At 59.7% G+C, this 18,602-nt stretch carries 7 protein-coding genes and 1 other RNA gene; 2 read left to right on the top strand and 6 right to left on the bottom strand.

Annotation, left to right across the window (positions count from 1 at the left end; translation table 11 throughout):
- Window positions 1-34: 34 nt before the first annotated feature.
- Complete coding sequence (locus OZX64_RS02135; protein WP_277173493.1) at window positions 35-4,753, bottom strand: PD-(D/E)XK nuclease family protein; 4,719 nt, start codon at window positions 4,751-4,753, stop codon at window positions 35-37.
- Window positions 4,754-4,789: 36 nt separating this feature from the next.
- Window positions 4,790-4,886, bottom strand: an RNA gene (ffs, locus tag OZX64_RS02130) — signal recognition particle sRNA small type.
- A 491-nt stretch (window positions 4,887-5,377) separates the two neighbouring features.
- Between ffs and glf the strand changes: the two genes are divergently transcribed.
- The gene (glf, locus tag OZX64_RS02125; RefSeq protein WP_277173491.1) at window positions 5,378-6,556 is read left to right on the top strand and encodes a UDP-galactopyranose mutase; all 1,179 of its coding nucleotides are present in this window, start codon (window positions 5,378-5,380) and stop codon (window positions 6,554-6,556) included.
- Between the two features lie 167 nt (window positions 6,557-6,723).
- Here glf and OZX64_RS02120 read toward each other — a convergent pair whose 3' ends face one another.
- Window positions 6,724-11,091, bottom strand: coding sequence for a S8 family serine peptidase (locus OZX64_RS02120; protein ID WP_277173489.1), 4,368 nt, complete (start codon window positions 11,089-11,091; stop codon window positions 6,724-6,726).
- 383 nt (window positions 11,092-11,474) lie between these two features.
- Window positions 11,475-12,617 carry an inositol-3-phosphate synthase gene (locus OZX64_RS02115; protein ID WP_277173487.1) on the bottom strand — a complete coding sequence of 381 codons (1,143 nt, stop codon included), beginning with the start codon at window positions 12,615-12,617 and terminating at the stop codon, window positions 11,475-11,477.
- Between the two features lie 285 nt (window positions 12,618-12,902).
- Between OZX64_RS02115 and OZX64_RS02110 the strand changes: the two genes are divergently transcribed.
- Complete coding sequence (locus tag OZX64_RS02110) at window positions 12,903-15,206, top strand: transglycosylase domain-containing protein (protein WP_277173485.1); 2,304 nt, start codon at window positions 12,903-12,905, stop codon at window positions 15,204-15,206.
- Between the two features lie 179 nt (window positions 15,207-15,385).
- On the opposite strand, the gene leuA is transcribed toward OZX64_RS02110, so the two are convergent.
- A complete protein-coding gene (gene leuA / locus OZX64_RS02105; protein WP_277156295.1) occupies window positions 15,386-17,296 on the bottom strand; it encodes a 2-isopropylmalate synthase in 1,911 nt (636 codons plus the stop codon).
- Window positions 17,297-17,673: 377 nt separating this feature from the next.
- Window positions 17,674-18,294: a DUF5701 family protein gene (locus OZX64_RS02100; protein WP_277173483.1), complete on the bottom strand. Its 621-nt coding sequence runs from the start codon at window positions 18,292-18,294 to the stop codon at window positions 17,674-17,676.
- Between the last annotated feature and the right edge of the window lie 308 nt (window positions 18,295-18,602).

Here is an 18,602-nt window from a genome sequence, read left to right as displayed (position 1 = left end):
GTTGAACCGGCTCAGGTTCTCCTCTTCCGTCATCTCAGCCCCTCCTGACTTCATAGATCGTATCCACCTCACCGGCACAGGCCGGGCACACCGTTTTCATATGGCACCAAGCCACGTGGTCGGGCTGAGGACGGGCGACCAACACACTCGAACGCGAGGCCGCCGCAGCATAGAAAATACGCGAGATCATGGTCAGCGCCCATACCGCCTGGGTACCGCGCAACGAGAGGAACCCCTGCCAGGCATGCCCACTCACACCTTGTGGAGCCTCGGATGGCAAATCGGGAATATCCGCCAGTTTTTGCAAGTCGGAATAATGGCTGCGCGGTGTGAAACCCGTGCCGTTCAACGCTCCGCCATGGAAAAGCGGGGGTTGGAAAAGCGTTTCGGGGGTTCGATAGCTCAAGGCCGGAGCCGTGGCCTCATCGACGTCGAACAAGGCGCTTTGGGTGATGTCGGGCATGGCCTTGAGCGCCTCGGCACCATGCAATCCTGCGTTGGGCAGAGCCGTCGAAGTCGCGCCTTCCCCGTGGTTCTGCGAACGATTCGCCTCGGGGAACGCCAGGCCGAGTTGGTAGCAGACCAGCTGCAGATCGTTGAACATCTGCTTGGCTGTATGCTTGTGCCCGGTTTTCCAATCAATCAGACGTATATGCTCTTTGCCGTCGCCCAGATCCCGCCATTCCATACGGTCGATGCGTCCGGTCAGGCGCACCTGCAGATCCAGGCTCATGGCCTCGGGCCAGCCGCCGTTGAGCACGCCCATAATGCCCGCCAGGTCATCAACACCAATCGGCTCGATGCCCTCGATGGCGTTATAGGCCGCACAGATATCATCCAGCCCGAACTTTGCCGCGAACTCGTACTCGCTATCCGCCCGCTGCAGACGGCCAACAGTGAAGTTCTTGAGATTGGCGTAGGGATAATCCTTGTCGTTTGAAGTCACAAAGTAGGTCGCGATATCGGCAAGCGTCTGCCGCGCGCCCTCATCCTTGCTTTCCGCGCGATAGCGCTGCTCAGGGTCATCGATGGCACCCAGGTCGTCGGCAAGCTCACGATACATATCCATCAAGCGAGCCGTAATCGCCTCGATACGTTCGTTTTCGGGCTTTTGTGCCAAAAAATCGGGGGCATCCAAGCCGGCTTCGCTGGCAAGTTGGGCGACCTTGTGGATCAGGGTGCCGAAACTCGTGGCCGCATTGGACGGCCGCGGGCCGGCGAACTGGCTTTCCAGCATCCAGCAGACCGGGCAAGCCCAGATGCGGTCGACCTGCGAGGGGGAAAGCGTCACCGTAGGAGCCAAAGACGATGAATCATTATTGTTCGACGCATGGCGTGGAGGCCGGACAGCCTGTGAGGCCGAGGATGAAACAGGCTGATCGGATTGCGATGATTTCCGGACATTCGTTTGCTGCACGGCCTCTGAACGCACACTCGTTTCGTCTTGCGTATCGAAGGTATACGGCCAGCTTTCGGGATCGGCCGCTTCAAGCCCGGCATCGTCAAGCAGTGCCAGCGACACGGCGGCATCCCGAACGCGCGCCGAAGACACGGCATCGGGCATGGCGCCCGATGGCGACGGCCCGGCCGCAAAGTCAGGCGAATCGGCGCCCTTGCCCTTCTCGTTTGCAATGGCATCGCTCTGACGCATCAGCTCGATACGTGAGGCGGCCACGAGCCCACGAGGATCGGCGTCAAGGCCGGCGAAGCGTCCGGAATCCGCAAGCGGCGTGTAATCCCGGGTCGTCGGATCGGCATCAAGCACGCGGTCAAAGCGTTCGGGCACATAGGTATACAGGAAATCGGAAGGCACGGTATCGTCGCTCAGCACCGCGCTCAACGTCACCCGTTCGCCCGCCCTCGTCAGCGCCACCAGGAAGCTTTTCTGCTCGGCCGAAAGCACCTGGGCGAGTTCGGGATCGCCCCCTGCCCTGCCCGGCTCATGCTCGTCTCGCATACCGCCGTGCAAGACGATGTCGGCAAGATTCTCGCCGCCGAACATGGTGTTGCGCGCGGCAAGGTTCGGCCAGACATCCTGCTGGATTGCCGCGATGAACACGAAGCGCCAATGACTACCTGCCGCACCGGCCGGCGTGGTGAGCGTGACCGCCTGGTCGACGGGCGCGACCTTGGCCAACGAATCAGCCTCAATGCGCATCGAACGGACGCTGGAAATGAAATCTCCGACGCTTTGCTCCGCTCCCGTTCCGGACGCGTAGGCGAAAAGCCGCATCATCACGTCGAGCCGGTCGTTGGCGGCGCGGCCATCGGCGTTGTTCGCGAGCGCCTGACACTGCCAAGCTTCGGCCACGTGGCAAGCCTCCCAAGCCAGCCCGAGCGCATACTGGGGCTCACTGCTGGGCAAGGCCCGCAACCCCTGCTCGACGGCAGCCACCAAATCCCAGACGTGGGCGAAGGCACGGGAATAGAGGTCACCGCCCACCTTGCCGATCAAATCCAAAACCGCTGAGGCATCGCCGGTGTCATCGGCTTCGGCGTGCGCCATTGCGTCGTCGCCCTCCTGCTCGTCGGCAACGGCATTCTTTCCGGAGTCCTTTTCTGGCTCATCGAATGCCAACATGATATACATCGCGTCCAAGCCGAAAGGCATGTCGGCCTCGTCCTGTCGGGTTTCACCTTCAAGAAGACTGTCATCGACCTCGATATCGCCTTCCTTGCGTTGCACGACCAGCCGATCTCGCAACGTCTTCCAAGCGGCTTGCAGATGTGGCAGTTGCGCGGTGACGTCCACAGACTGCCCGATTTCCTCGCCATCCGACGAACCGTTGTCCCCGTTCGCCTCCACGCCGACCACCTGTGCCAACGAGGCGACGGCCTTCATCACCGATTCCACCGGAGACAGACGCGCGGGAAGGGACGAGGTGTAAGCCGCCGAAGACGAACGGAGAGAGACCAACGGGCTTTCCAACAACGTCTGCACGCGACTGCGCACATATCTCGCCGTTTGCGTCAACGACATGCCGGAAGCGTCAATGCCGTCGTGGCGCAACCTCGCCAATTCCAGCAACGCGAACAAGCCCTGCACGCTCGGATCGTCCTTCAGCGGCCTGGTGACCGCCGAATAACGCACCGGCACCCCGTCGCCTCGCAGCCGCTCGCCGAACGCGCGTACCGTATCGTTGTCGTGGGCGATCACCGCGAAATCGTTCCACTGACAACCGGAAGAAAGATGGGCTTCCTTGATGCGCCAGACGACGTCGTCCAGCTCCTCACGCGGGTTGCGGTACAGCAGGGTCTCTACGCTGCCGTCCTCCGGCCTCGAATCGTTCGCCTCCAAGGTCTCGATGGGCAGACTTGCCGAGACACGCGGCAATTTCCCCGGCCGGTCGGGCAATGCAACGGAAGTATCCTCGTTTGCGGCGATGGAAAGCGAAACGCGCGAGGCAAGCAGATCAAGATATGACGACGAAGCGGCAGCATCATCGCGCAAAGCCGGTTCGCCATCATTGCGGTGCCCCACGACCCCGGAGACGCCGGCTGCCGCGATGCCGTTGTCATCCGTCGAATCCAGCGGACCATCGCCGCTTCCCCCGTCCTGCGATTCGCAAGAACCTTCCGGAACGCTCGTGGTCTGACAGATCCTTCGCACAGGCAAGGTCAGCAATTCGGCCGAAAGCAGGGGCTGCTGCGCACGCATGAACAGATACTCAGGGTAGGAACCACGGAAGGTCTGTACGGCTTCGTCGGGATTGCCCACCAACAGCAGCCTCACGCCACGTCGTGCCAACGCCTCCAGGAACGACAGCCCGGCCAGCGTCAGATCCTGAAAGTCGTCAATTACCACAAATTCCGGCAGCACGGCATCAGGGACCTGTGCGGCCGCCTGCGCACCTTCAACCAACAGCCGGGAGGAATCAAGCCGGAACTGGCCCGGATAGCCGTCGACCACCGCCTGCACGTATTCACGACGCAAGGCGAACGCCAACCGCCACTGGACGCCAAGCCGCTCATCGCGCAGGCGGTATTCGCCCTCGACATCCTGTAAGTCCGTCAGCGAGCGGAGGACCTCGTCCTCACGCGAGGCCCCCAGGCCCAGCTCGTCCATGCGGGCCAGCATATCACGCAATTGCATGACAAACGCATCGTTGACCCCGCGCGCGAACAGGACATCGCTGGAACCGGCACCTTGCGAAACCGAGCGAGGCAGCCCCTGCGCACCACCCGCCTTCGCGCCTTGCCTGCCAGAGCCAGCCCCATGCAGCCGATCGGCGCTCTCGCCCGCACGTTCGCCATAGACGGTATCGACCCAGTCATCCGCAGCGAAATACTGGCGCATGAGTTCGCAGGTGTCGCACAACTCCCCGCTTCTGGCATGGCCGACATGCACCGCAACCACTTGGCGCAACAAGGCATCCTGCTCCGCCCCGTTCAAGAGTTTCGGCAGGGGTTGACGGCCGCCCTCCCTCCATGCCGAAAGCAGACGGAAAGCGATGGCCGATAGCGTGGTCACTGGCCGGGCGGTGGAAGTGGAGCTGACGGTACGAATGATTCGGTCGGAAAGCCTGTCGGCCGCCTGTCTGCCTGAAACGGCCATGGAAACCTTGCCGTCACCGAATCGCAAGATACCTTCCAGCGTTGCCGCCAGCGCGAACCCGGTTTTCCCCGAGCACGGCGCGCCCGCCACCAGAAGCGTGCGGGCATGGGTTTCGGAGGCATCATCCAGCATCGTTTTCGCCGCATCCATTGCGACGTAACCACTGAAATCCAACGTATCGTTCCCGCTCATAACCATGGTTCAAAGTCTAAAGGCCGGTATGGTCGCGCGGGTATAAGAAAACCTTCACGCACCCGACAGAGGCCACTTACCCTTGCTGCATTCCTGCCCTGGGGGGATTGGGTGACATAACGCCACGTGAAGGCTTAACCAGTATACCCCATGCCGGGACCGACACCGCGCACCTGTTCAAGAAGCCTCTTGGCCCACTTGGAAACCTCTTGGCCCACTTGGGCGCAACAGGCCGGCCCTCCAACTGTCACGATGCTGCGAATATTGCCAAAACACGTCCATCTAGCGGCGCCAACTGTCACCAGCTTGAGAATATTGCACAAACAAACCCATTAGCGTCCTCTACCTGTCATTATTCCAAGAATATTCCAGAAACAGGTACATTTAGCGCCTTCAACTGTCATCAGTCTGAGAATATTGCCAAAACACGTACGTTTAGTGATGCCTGGTCGCCTTGCCGACCAACAGCCGAACCGCATGGAAAGCATCAACCGCCGGTTCTCACCAAACAGTCACCGTTCTGGGGACCCACCGGCTTGTACTATGGAGACGATATGCGCCACAACAGTGCCGCAGCATGAATCAACGAACCGCCTTGCCGATGGACCGCAGAGGCTGAAAGGACACGGAATGGCCAGCAACGAGAACAATACGCAACTACCCGATCTGGTGGTCGTGGGGGCAGGGCTGTTCGGACTGACCGTGGCGCAGCAGGCGGCCGAGCACGGCCACAGCGTCGAAATCATCGACATCCGGCCACATATCGGCGGCAACGCCTACTCCTATATGGACAAGGAGACCGGCGCCGAAATCCACCAGTACGGCGCGCACCTCTTCCACACCTCCAACAAACGCGTGTGGGACTACGTCAACCGCTTCACGACCTTCACCGACTATCAGCACCGCGTCTACGCCACGCACGACGGCGAGGTCTACCCCATGCCGATCAACCTGGGGACGATCAACCAGTTCTTCCATGCGCATTACACGCCGGGTGAGGCCAAGGCGATCATCGAGAAGCAGGCGGGCGAGCTGGCCGGTACCGACCCGGAGAATCTCAACGACAAGGGCATCCAGCTTATCGGCCGCCCGCTCTACGAGGCGTTCATCAAGAACTACACCAGCAAGCAGTGGCAGACCGCGCCGGAGGATCTGCCGGCGAGCATCATCAAGCGTCTGCCCGTGCGTTTCAATTACGACAACCACTATTTCAAAGACACCTGGGAAGGGCTACCCACCGACGGCTATACCGCTTGGATGCAGCGCATGATCGACGACCCGAAAATCCACGTGACGCTCGGAGTCGACTTCTTCGATGAAAACCAGCCATTCAACAAGAAGGCGCTGGTCGGAAGCGTGCCCATCGTCTACACCGGCCCAGTCGACAAATACTTCGACTATGCGCTCGGCGACCTCAAGTGGCGCACCGTCGACTTCAAAGAACAGCGCTACGACGAGGGCGACCACTTCGGCTGCCCGGTGATGAACTTCGTGGACGCCGACGTGCCCTACACCCGCGCCATCGAGTTCAAGAACTTCAACCCGGAACGCAAGGACTCCCAGAACCCTAACAAGACCGTGGTCTGGGAGGAATACAGCCGCGCCGCCGGACGCGATGACGAACCCTACTACCCCATCAACACCGCCGACGATCAGAAGCTCTACCAGCGCTACAAGGACTTGGCGGCCAAGGAACCGCAGGTCATCTTCGGCGGGCGTCTTGGCACCTACGCCTACTACGACATGCACCAGGTCATCAATTCAGCGCTCATCGCCTACGACAAGCAGGTCACCCCGCTGCTCGCCTAAAAGCAGGGACCGCCCGCCCGCTGAGACGAGTCCGACAGCCACCATGTCAGGAAAGCACATATAAGCACATATAAGCGATCGCGCCCGCCCCATGAATTTCAGGGGCGGGCGCGATCGCTTATTTCATTCAGTCAGCGTAGTATCCGCTGCGACTTGATAGCAAACCCTCAAAGCCGCATCGCACGACGACGCTTTCCGAGCGAAACCGCGACGCCGCCGGCAAGCAGCGTCAACGATGCCAGCACCTCGAAGACCACCGAGGAACCGGTTACGGCCAGAGCGTGAGACCTCCGAGAGGAACCGGACGGCAACGCAGCGCCTGAGGCAAGGCCGGAAGCGGGCGAACCGATTGACGGGGCCGCCGGGCCGACACCGTGAGCATGGCCGCTCTCCAGTTTCTTGAGTGCCTGACGAGCCTGATTGAGAGCGACGGTGGCAGCCACGATATCGCTCTTGGCGGCATTGGGATCGGCCAGCAATCCCTTCGCCTTGGCCAATGCTGCCGCAAACGGCTTCCAGGATCCCACCGTGTAGTCGGATTCCTTGAGCTTCGAAGCGGCATCCACCGCAGCCTGCAGAGCATCACGGTCGGACTGTCCGGCTACCTGCTTGACCAGGTCCTTCTCAGCCTTGGTCAACGCATCGGCAGCGGCATCCACATCACCCTGCAGCGCATCGGTATCCGCCAACACGGTATTCGCCGAAGCGAGCGCCTGCTGGAAAGCGAGCCACGAAGCGGCGGTGTAATCCTCCTGCTTGAACTTCGCAGCGTCGTTCACCGCACCCTGCAGCTTTGACTTGTCGGCGATCGAGGCATAGTCGATCGTGAGCTTCTGGTCCGCGGTGTCCGGAACCTCGCCGTAGTCGTGGATGATCAGGGCTGGAGGAAGCGTGCTCTTGCCAGCGGCCTTGGTCTTCGCCTGCGCATTGACGTGCACGGGAACGGAGGTCCCGTCCTCATCGGAGAACACGCTGTCGCCGCCGAAGGAGATGGCGCCGGAGTTGTGGGTGCCGAACCACATCGAGGGCTTCACCGCATCAAACTTGGTCGACGCATCGCCGCCAGCCGTGTCGATGATGTTATCCGGGCCGAGATACCAGGTCTCGACCTTATAGTTCATCGGCGCGCTCTTGGTGTCCTGGCTCACGCCAAGCTCATCGAGCGGCACCTGCATCACGATACGATTGGAATCGCTGACATAGGTGCTGGGCACCGTATAGGCGTCAATCACGCTGACGTTGTTGGGGTCCTTCACGTTCAACACCTCAAACAAGGCGTTGTCAATCGTGCCATCGGCCAACGCGTTCGTGGTGATCAGCTCGACATCGGTGCTGCCATCGCCATCAGTGTCCAAATCGATGGTGAAACCGAACCTTGCCGTCAGACGGCTCCATGATTTGTCGGTCACGATACCGAAGGAGAGCAGGCCATCATCAGGACGGCTCATCTGAGGCGCCGTGGTCGAATAACCGATGGCACGAATATCGAAGCCCTGGATGTCACGTACCGGCAAATCATGGCGCTGAGGATCATAGATGCCACTGGCGTCGACCGGATCCGTGGCAGAGAGCACCAGCGGAGTGAAGTTGGAGATGTACTGATTGGCGTTGCTGCCTTGATCGAAACCATGCCCCGAGACCTCAAGATACTGGTGCCCGGTGCTGGTGACGTCATAGGAAGCGTCGGTCTGTGCGACCGGCTTCGGAGCCGAAGCGACGGCCAGGCGCAGAGGCGAGGCGTTCTCGGCGTTATCGCTCGGCGTCAACTCCACCACGCCGGTGGCATCGGTGACCGTAGAGCTCGGAATCTGATTGACGTTGTCCGGCTGCGTCTCGTCCAACGTATGGCGCAAAGCGGACTGGTCCGGAATATTGAGCGTGACGTCGAACTTCGCCGTGCCATTCGCCGGCACCGTGATGGAACTGGCGCTGACGGCATAGTTGACACCGGGTGTCTCGGTACGAGGCTTGTAGGCGACCGTATAGCTGCGGTCCGTGTTCGACGTGTTGCTCACCGTAATGGTCTTCTTGGCGTTGTAACCGTTCTTCGGCACCTGAACGATGCCGAAGCCGGCGCTGACCAGATCGGTGTCTTCGGAGGAGAGCTGCACCGGGTTGTTCACCGCGGCCAGGGCGTCCACACGACCGGCGCCGACGCGCAACGGGCCATACGTCTTGGCGTTCGCCGAATGATCGGTCTTGATGTCGTGAACGGAGGTGTTGATCATCTGCTCTTTGACCTGGGTGGCGTTCCAATCGGGATGAGCCCCACGGACCAGAGCCGTAACGCCTGCCACGAGAGGGGTCGCCATTGAGGTGCCTTGCATAACCTCTTCGCCGTTGCCGGTACCTGCGGAAGCCGATCCGATGCCCACGCCAGGAGCGGAGACATCCGGCTTGAACGTGCCGTCATACGAGCCGTGGATGCCACGAGAGCTGAAGTCAGCGATGGTGTCGGATATGTCGTTGGAGTAATCCGCTTCATGTGCAAGCTTGAACGTGGAGTCCAGCTTTACACTCACACCGCCGGCCTCGATCTTCTGGTCAAGCTGGATATCGTCAGAGTCCTTCTTGATGATCTGGAAACCGGGGATGCTCGCGTTACCGGCTATGCCGGCAGCGGGAACATTATTCTGCGAATCGAAGATGATGCCGACCGCACCGGCGGCCTTGGCCTTGTCGAACCTCGCCCTGGAGCCGCAGGAGACATTGCTGTCATCCCAGTGGACATAGGCGATCTTGCCGTTCACCGCAGCCGCGTCAGCCGCCGAATACGCATTGCATCCATCACCGTTGGGCTCCTCATCCGATCCCTTGATGGCGACCACAGGGGCCTCCACACTGAAGTTACCGGTGTAGCTGGAAGAATACTGTCCGGCGAGAGACTTGCCGACGAGGTCAGCGGGACCGGCAGTGACATCAATCTTGTCCTGCACGATCATGCCGGTCTCAGTGGCACCAACCGTCAAAGCGCTTCGAGCCGAGCTCGGAGAACCCATGACGTCGGTGATGTCACCGTCATTGCCGGCAGCGATGACCGAAACGACACCATCGCGATACAGATTGTTGACAGCGAGCGCATCGGGAGCGTCGCCCTGCGAGAACGAATCACCGAGGGACATGGAGACGATGCTGATCTTGTCGGCGGGAGCGCAGTTGAGATTGTGCTTGGCGACCCAATCGAGAGCCTGCAGCACCAGATCGGTGCTGCCGCCCTGGTCTCCGAAGACCTTCAGCGCATACAGACTCGCCTCGGGAGCGGAGCCGGGGCCGATCTTCATGCCCTGCACATCGGCATTGTTGAGCTGCTTATAGTCGCCGGAGAACTTGGATCCATCGGCGTTAATGCCATAGCCCGCCAACGTGCCGGCCACGTGGGTGCCATGGTGGCCGCCCTCGCCGTCGATCGGGTTGTCGTCAGGCTGCGGGGTCGAGATCATATCGCCGTTCGCGTCTTCCGAACCATACGTGGGACCGGCGAAATCATAACCGCCCTTGAACTTGCTGTTGTCGAGCAGGTTCTTGAGCGTGGGGTCGGTCAACGGGTTCTTGGTCGAGGCCAGCGCGGTCTGATAGGCCGCGGTCGTGCCCGCACCGCCAAAATCGGCGTGCGTGTAGTCAAGACCGGTGTCGACCACCGCGACATTGACGTTCTTGCCGGTCTGACCCGTCTGATTCCAGGTGTTCACCGCATTGATGAATTGATCATTATGCTTGTTGTAAGGCACCTCGCCAGTCGGTTCGGACGAACCGGACTTTTCGGATTGTTGACCGGAAGCGTCGTTCTGCGTCTTGCTCTGGGCGTCGGCCTTGCTCTTGGCGGCATCAGCGTTCTTTGCCGCGTCGGAATCCTTGGATTCCTGGGACGGCTTAGCGGACTGGGCACCTTGCTCGGTATCGGACGAGGGCTTATCCGCAGGATTGTCGGCAGCGTTCTCCCCGTTCGCCGGAGCCTTGGTCTGCGGCTTGCTCGCATCATTGGCGATGGCGGCATCATCGGATGGAGTCATCTTGTTCATCGGCACGATGCCGACCACATCCTTGCAGTGCTCGGCCAGCTTGCGCAACGCAGCGGCATCCGCATGGACCACGACACCTGTCGTGGAATACGACGTGGTGTATGTCTTCTGGGCGGTCGGGTCAAGGGCTTTCAGGTTCTCAAACACATTGTTGGAGGTGTGCTCAGCCTGCCTGGCAGCGCTTTTGCCTTCCCTGTTCGCTTCCGCCTGCCTTGATTCGGGAGAACCGCTACGCTGCATATTCAGCTGCTGAAGGACCTCGGCCTTCTTCTCCACGCCGGCAGTGCCGTCAACCATCACGAACGCATCGACTTTGCCCGACATCCCGGTAATCCTGGGATCGACGCCGAACTTTTTGCCTTTGAGCTTTGACTTCAGACTCCGCTGGCTCAGCGTAGGCGTTCCCGCATTCGTCACCTCGGCGGCATTCGCGGAGCCCACACCTCCTACCATGCTCATGAGCATCGCTGTCCCCACAGCCAATGCCATGAGACGAGTCGGTTTTCTCTGTCCCATCTTTTCTCCTTCTTACGATAGAAATCTGCTTGAACCGCAAAGCAGAAAACACCAAGAAGTCTACTCACTAAAACGCGCTGACATCGCTTTATTCCAAACAGTGGAATCCTAATCAAAAAAAAATTAGACATTTTTCTTCCAGCCCGGAAAAACAATGCAGAAATGCGGTAATGCATCCGATCCGCCACTTGCGGCGCTTAAAGCACGGATTCAAATCAACGACGCCGGTGCCGTCCACATTGACATACACCGGACACCACAATCCGCCAGACATTGTTATATGCAAAACAACCGGCGGCCACCACGGACCAAACTATGGGCATATAAAAAGCGGGCCGCGACTTCACGCCGCAGCCCGCTGACCACCATGGTCACATCATGACTCAGGCGTGCCAGACGTCCTTGCCGTTGTCTTTGGCCGACTTCACATCGGCATCGAGTCCGGCTTCGTCCTTCTCGACTTCGCCGGCGATGTACTTTTCCACCAACGCGTGTGCCTCGTTGTCCTCATGTTGGACGGCCGGGGACTTCATGAAGTAGGAGCTCGGAGCGAGAACGGGGCCGGAAAGGTGACGGTCGAGCGCGATCTTGGCGGCGCGCACGGCGTCGATGACGATGCCGGCGGAGTTCGGGGAATCCCAAACCTCAAGACGATATTCCAGATTCAGCGGCACGTCACCGAAGGTGGTGCCTTCCAAACGCACGAACGCCAGCTTGCGGTCGTCGAGCCACGCCACGTAGTCAGACGGGCCGATGTGCACGTTACGCGACTCCATCTCGTGAGGCACGATCGAGGTGACGGCGCGGGTCTTGGAGACCTTCTTGGACTCCAGGCGCGAACGCTGAAGCATGTTCATGAAGTCCATGTTGCCGCCGACGTTCAACTGATAGGTGCGGTCGAGGCGCACGCCGCGGTCCTCGAAGAGGCGGGCCATCACGCGGTGGGTGATGGTGGCGCCGACCTGGCTCTTGATGTCGTCGCCGATGATCGGCACGCCGGCGTCGCGGAACTTCTGCGCCCACTCCGGGTCGCTGGCGATGAAGACGGGCAGGCAGTTGACGAAGGCGCAACCGGCATCCATCGCGGCCTGGGCATAGGCCTTGTCGGCCTGCTCGCTGCCGACGGGCATGTAGCTGACCAGTACGTCGACCTTCTTGTCGCGCAGCACCTGGGCCACATCGACCGGTTCGGCGTCGGACTCGGTGATCATCTTCTTGTAGTATTCGCCCAAACCGTCAAGGGTCGGCCCGCGCAGCACTTCGACGCCCTTGTTCGGCACGTCGCAGAACTTGTAGGTGTTGTTCTGCGAGGCACCGATGGCCTCGCTGATATCCTTGCCCACCTTCAAGGCGTCAACGTCGAACGCCGTTACAAACTCAATGTCGCGGACCCGGTAGCCGCCGAAATTGTTGTGCATGAGACCGGGGATCTTCTCATCGTCCTTCGCATCCTTGTAATACTCAACACCTTGAATCAGAGACGAGGCACAATTGCCAATGCCTGCCACTGCCACGCGAATACTCATATTGACTCCTTTATTTCACGTGCAAAATTCCATTTACGAGTCTAGCTCTTCATGAAGAAAAGAACACAGGCGTGTACTGTATACACACAACCAATGTAACAAAAAATTGCCAAAACCGATACCCGCCAACTCCATGAAAGAACCGAGGAAAACGTTAGGCGCCACTGGCCAAGCGGTCGTGAATTGAGCCATTCTTCCGTTTTCCGTCACCAAAACCGCACATTCAAACCGCTTCTGCCCGCAAATCCCAGCTGTTTTTCAAGGGCAACCGTTACGGTAGTTGGCATGGTCACAGAGTTTCGCACAGTTTCGGCGCGTGCCGCAAATCCCGGCAGAGCCAAACCCAAACGCAGCTACAGAAACACCAAAACACCGCGCGACCAATACTCGCGCAGCAACGCCGACACGGCCCGCAAACGTCCGAACAGACGCGGGCCGCAACGCAAGGCACCCAAAAAACACAGGCATCGCATCCTCAAATGGACGCTAGGCATCATTGCGCTGCTCATCGTCGGCGGAGTAGGCACGTTCGCCTATCTTTACGCCACCACCGAAATTCCACTCCCGGAAAAAATCGCGATGGCCGAAAAGACCAAGATCTATTACGCCGACGGCACTACTCCGGTCGGCGATTTCGCCACGCAGAACCGCGAGATCATCAGCTGCGACGCCCTGCCCAAATACATCGGGCAATCCATGGTGGCCAGCGAGAACCAGTCATTCTACAAAGACACCGGCGTCGATTTCAAAGGCATCGCACGAGCCCTGCTCAATAACGTCAGCGGAGGCGCGCGTCAGGGCGCCTCCACCATCACCCAGCAGTACGCGGAACGTTACTATATGGGCGACACCCACACGTATGCCGGCAAGGTACGCGAAGCGATTCTGGCGATGAAAATCACCAAGTCGCAGGACAAGGACAAGGTCCTGTGCAACTACATGAACACGATTTACCTGGGCCGCGGGGCCTACGGCATCGAGGCGGCGTCGAAGGCCTACTTCAACAAGGACGCCAAGGATATGACCATGCCCGAATCCGCGCTGCTGGCCGGCATCATCCCAGCCCCCTCGACCTGGGACCCGGCGGTGAACCCCAAGCGCGCGCAGCAACGCTATACGCGCGTCATCGGCATCATGGAGAAACAGGGCTATATCAGCCCGAAAGACGCCGCGGCCAACCAGCAAATGCCGCCGACGGTAGCCCCGCAAGGCCAGCAAAGCTCGTATAAGGGAACGAACGGCTACATCCTGCAGATGGTGCGCGACGAACTGACCGGCAGCGGGGCGTTCACCCGCGACGACCTCGACACCGGCGGCTATACCATCGTCACCACCATCGACAAGGCCAAGCAGGACCTGATGTTCAACACCGCAAGCCCGTCAAGCGCGGAGAACCAGAAGATTCTCAACCCGGGTATGCAGACCGGGGCGATGAGCGTCAACCCGAAGGACGGATCGATCATCTCCTTCTACGCCGGCGACGACTACCTCAAAAAGCAGCTCAACAACGCCACACAGTCCACCTACGAGCTCGGCTCGACCATGAAGCCGTTCGCGCTTATGGCGGCCATCCAGGAAGGCGTCAGCCTCGACACGACCTTCAACGGCAACTCGCCGCGCACCTACGCCGGCATCACCGAGCCGGTCAGAAACTTCAGCAACGAGCAGTATGGCTATACGAACCTGTACCGCGCAACGGCGAATTCGGTCAACACGGTCTATATGGACCTGCAGGAGCATCTGGGGACCAAGAAGGTGGCGCAGACCGCGCAGGCGGCGGGAATGAGCCCGAGGCTCGTACCCGGTGACAACGCGTTCACCGTGCTCGGCAACAACGCCGTGCGTGTCTCCGACGTCGCGCAGGCCTACGCCACCATCGCCAATCAGGGCAACAAACCGACGCTGCATATCGTGGCAAGCGTCAAGGATTCGGCCGGCAAGGACATGTATCGCGCGCCCACCAACACCGAGCGTGTCTTCAGCGCCAACGACGCGGCGCTGGTGGCCAGGGCGATGACCGGAACCGTGCAATATGGCACAGCCACGGAAGTGAGGAAAGTAGGCAAGACCATCGCCGGAAAAACCGGCACCGCAAACGATTCGACGGCCGGCAGCTTCATCGGCTTCACCCCCAGCGTGGTCACCGTCTTCGCGATGTGGAAGCCCGCGGCCGATGGCATCACGCCTGAGGAAATCCAACCGTTGCATGGCGGCTACGGTTCCGGCGGCCTCTACCCCGCCCACCTGTTCACCGAGTACATGAAGCAGGTACTTGCCGACCAACCGAACGAAACCTTCCCCGTCGCCCATGACGAAGGCAAGATCGGCGGTCCGGACGGCACATGGGGCAGCGGCGCCAGGTCGGGCTCTTACGGCAATTACAACCGCAGGAAATACGAAAGCAGCAATTCGAGCGGTTCATCCGATAGCACTGCAGGCGGGTCGACTTCCAGCGGTTCCGGCACCGACGGCACCACTGGCGGCAACGGCACGGGCACAGGAAACACCGCCGGCGAGACTTCTAACGAATCGAGCGGCAACACGGGCGGCAACACCGAGCAACAGTCCAACCCGCAGGGCCAGCAATAAACAATAGAATAATGAATCAAGTATGGGTGTGGGCCTGCATCTTCAAAGAGCAGGCCCACACCCATACTGTTTTGCCATATTTCCAGCTATGACCCGCATTTTTTCCTCCCGTTCTCAGCCTAAATGCCAAGAGCGGGAAGAAATACTATGAGGATGCTGGTATCAACCGCATCAACGCATCAACGCAGCGAGCGATTAATCGCGGAGATAATCGCCTTCAAGGAGCTGGTGGTGATCGACGAATCGATGCCGACGCCCCAGATGATCTTCGCGTTGGCCTCACCGCCGATCTGGCATTCGACGTAGGAGGCGGCCATCGCGTCGGTGCCGGCGGTCATGGCGTGTTCGGCGTAATCCATGACGCTGACGGTGATGGCAATCGAGGAAAGCGCGTTGAGGAAGGCGTCCAGCGGACCGTTGCCTGCGCCGCTGACCTCGCGCTCGATCGGGTCGGCGCCCGGTTCGGCACCGCGGTCCAGGAGCTTGGCCTTCAGGACGGTGTCGGAACCGTCCGAGCCGGAAGTCACCGAAACGTTCAAGAGCTTCAGGCGGCCCCACGACTGCAGATCGTCGTCGCCCTCGTCTCCCACGGCCTCGCCGATCGCGAACGAGCCGTTCTCCTCGACAGGAAGATACTCGTCCTTGAAGAGCCTCCAGATATCGTCGTCCTTGACCTCTTTATCGGTCTTGTCGGCGTAGTTCTGCACAACCTTCTCGAACTCGATCTGCAGGCGCTTGGGAAGATCAAGGTTGTGATTGGTCTTGAGCAAGTAGGCCATGCCGCCCTTGCCGGACTGCGAGTTGACGCGAATGATGGCCTTGTAGCTGCGACCGATGTCCTTCGGGTCAATGGGCAGGTAGGGCACGAGCCAGACGAAATCGTCGAGGTTCGCCCCGCGCTCTTCGGCCGCGGCCTGACGGGCCTCGAGTCCCTTCTTGATGGCGTCCTGATGGGAGCCGGAGAAAGCGGTGAACACGAAGCTTCCGGCGTAGGGATGACGCTCGGAGATGGTGAGCTGATTGCAGTATTCGACGGTTTTGCGAATCTTCGGCACGTCGGAATAATCGATCTGCGGATCGACGCCCTGCGTGAGCATATTGAGACCCAGCGTGACCAGGTCGACGTTGCCGGTGCGTTCGCCGTTGCCCAGCAGGCACCCTTCGACGCGATCGGCCCCGGCGAGCACGGCCAGTTCCGCCGCGGCCACGCCCATGCCCTCGTCGTTGTGCGGATGGAGCGAAAGGACGATGGAATCACGGTCTTTGAGGTTGCGGGAAACGTACTCGACCTCGTCGGCGAAGACGTTCGGCGTCGTCATCTCGACGGTGGCCGGCAGGTTGATGATCATCTTGTGATCCGGAGTCGGCTTGATGACGTCGATGACGGCGTTGCACACCTCGACGGCGTAATCGGGCTCGGTGCCGGTGAACGATTCCGGCGAATACTCGTAATACAGGTCGGTGTCGCCGGCCGCACCCTCAAGGTCCTTGCACAGTTCGGCGGCGTCGGTGGCCAGCTTCTTGATGCCCTCTTTGTCCTTGCGGAAGACGACCTCGCGCTGAAGGACGGAAACGGAATTGTAGAAATGCACGACCGCACGCTTGGCACCGCGCAGGCATTCGTAGGTCTTGCGAATCAGATGTTCGCGGGCCTGGGTCAGCACGACGATGGTGACGTCGTCGGGGATGAGCTCGCGTTCGATCAGCAGACGCACGAAATCGTAATCCGTGTCAGAAGCCGAGGGGAAACCGACTTCGATTTCTTTGAAGCCCATCGAAATCAGGAGATTCCAGAAGCGCAGCTTGCGCTCGGAATCCATCGGGTTGACCAGCGCCTGGTTGCCATCACGCAGATCGACCGAGCACCAGCGTGGGGCACGGCGCAGTTTCTTCTCCGGCCAAGTGCGCTCGGGGTAATCGAACGGAACCTGCCTGTCGTACGCGACATACTTCGTATACGGCATTTTGCTGGGCTTTTGTGGGTCTCCTACGAAACGCCGGGGAGGCAGCAGCAGGTCATTGTTACCTCCATTGGATTGTGCGGCGACTGCCGCGAGATCAAATACCGATGATGCTTGATCCTGACCCATCACTCCTCCTTTTCTTTTTTGTTGCGTACCGCACGTTGCGACACGACTACAACGAGATGACCGTCACCGTGATGATAACGGATATAAAGACTTACTATAGCCGCAACCAAGGCAGGCGGCACAACTGTTTCGGGATGCGACATCTTTGCGTCCCAAAAGTTCGAACCCCATCCCGAATCGACGTCTTTCAGCTATGTTGGTGCCGCCAACCCCCATCAAAAACGCCACTTTTCACATCAATCTCGTTCAAATAGCCATCTTGGTGCACCAAGATGACGAAAAATAGCACTTTCGACACCAAATCACCTAAAAACAGGGGACTTGGTGGCACCAACATCAATCAAAGAGGGACTTTTGACTTTGATGCCGATGACGGATCAGTGGAACAGAGAGATGCCTCGCCTGGCCTGGCAGTATGCATTGCCGAGCCACGTGTGACGAGAGGTGGGCCAGACCGAACCCAGACGCGGAGCGTTCTGACTCATCCAGATGCTCGGCACGCGACCGTCGGCGCTGCGGGAACCGAGCAGGTTGAAGCCGTTCTTACGCACCAGCCAATCCGGATGCTGGGTGGCGATGGCCAGCCCTTCCTCGAGGGTCAACGGCATACGCTCGTCGGAATCGATGAGCTTGCGGGCCACATCCGGCTCACGGTTGACGTAGGCGGTGCCGGTGTGCGGATCGATGACCAGATAAAACGGGCCCTCCGGCGGCTCGAACCCCGTTTGCGGCAGAAAACTGGCGACATCGCGCGGGGGCATGGTGGTGAAGCCGGCCATCCGGTTGATACTGGTTCGGGCAATCAGCGACTCAGGGCTGACCAGCTCGTGGGTGGGTACCAGAAGGATGTTCTCGCCCAAGTCGCTGTCTTTCAGGGCATCGATCAGGGGACGTGCGAGCGCACGGAACGCCGCCGCGCTCATATCGGCAACGTCGGGATAACCCAATGCCACGATGCGATCGAGTTGTTTCTGTGCTTCTTTAGATGCCTTCGACATACTTCCAGTATGCCACGTGACCGGTATGTCAGGTGCCATGGATGCGCGTAAAGCACATATCAAGCCATTTCGGCATATTTCTGTGATTTTGGCTGTACATCTGACACCTGTACAGAAGTAATCACACTTTTAAGCCCCTTTTCGTGATTATGGCTGCATCTTTGACTTTGGTGCAGAGATAATCACATATTCCGGCACATTTCTGTGATTATCTCCGCAACCGGCAAACTTCAGTCAGCAGGCTCGTCCACCTTACTGCTACAGTTGCGATGAAAATCAGGGTTCAGAGCCGTTTTCGCCGATTCCGT

Origin of the sequence: Bifidobacterium sp. ESL0704, assembly GCF_029392075.1 — a bacterium.
Taxonomy (GTDB): domain Bacteria; phylum Actinomycetota; class Actinomycetes; order Actinomycetales; family Bifidobacteriaceae; genus Bifidobacterium.
The sequence above is the reverse complement of the archived record's forward strand: the minus strand, read 5'-3'. Positions and strand labels throughout refer to the sequence as shown.

Excerpts from the sequence above, each read along its gene's own strand:
- glf (WP_277173491.1), top strand. The coding sequence starts at position 5,378 with ATGGCCAGCAACGAGAACAATACGCAACTACCCGATCTGGTGGTCGTG.
- OZX64_RS02115 (WP_277173487.1), bottom strand. The coding sequence starts at position 12,617 with ATGAGTATTCGCGTGGCAGTGGCAGGCATTGGCAATTGTGCCTCGTCT.
- OZX64_RS02120 (WP_277173489.1), bottom strand. The coding sequence starts at position 11,091 with ATGGGACAGAGAAAACCGACTCGTCTCATGGCATTGGCTGTGGGGACA.
- OZX64_RS02100 (WP_277173483.1), bottom strand. The coding sequence starts at position 18,294 with ATGTCGAAGGCATCTAAAGAAGCACAGAAACAACTCGATCGCATCGTG.
- OZX64_RS02135 (WP_277173493.1), bottom strand. The coding sequence starts at position 4,753 with ATGGTTATGAGCGGGAACGATACGTTGGATTTCAGTGGTTACGTCGCA.
- OZX64_RS02110 (WP_277173485.1), top strand. The coding sequence starts at position 12,903 with ATGGTCACAGAGTTTCGCACAGTTTCGGCGCGTGCCGCAAATCCCGGC.
- leuA (WP_277156295.1), bottom strand. The coding sequence starts at position 17,296 with ATGGGTCAGGATCAAGCATCATCGGTATTTGATCTCGCGGCAGTCGCC.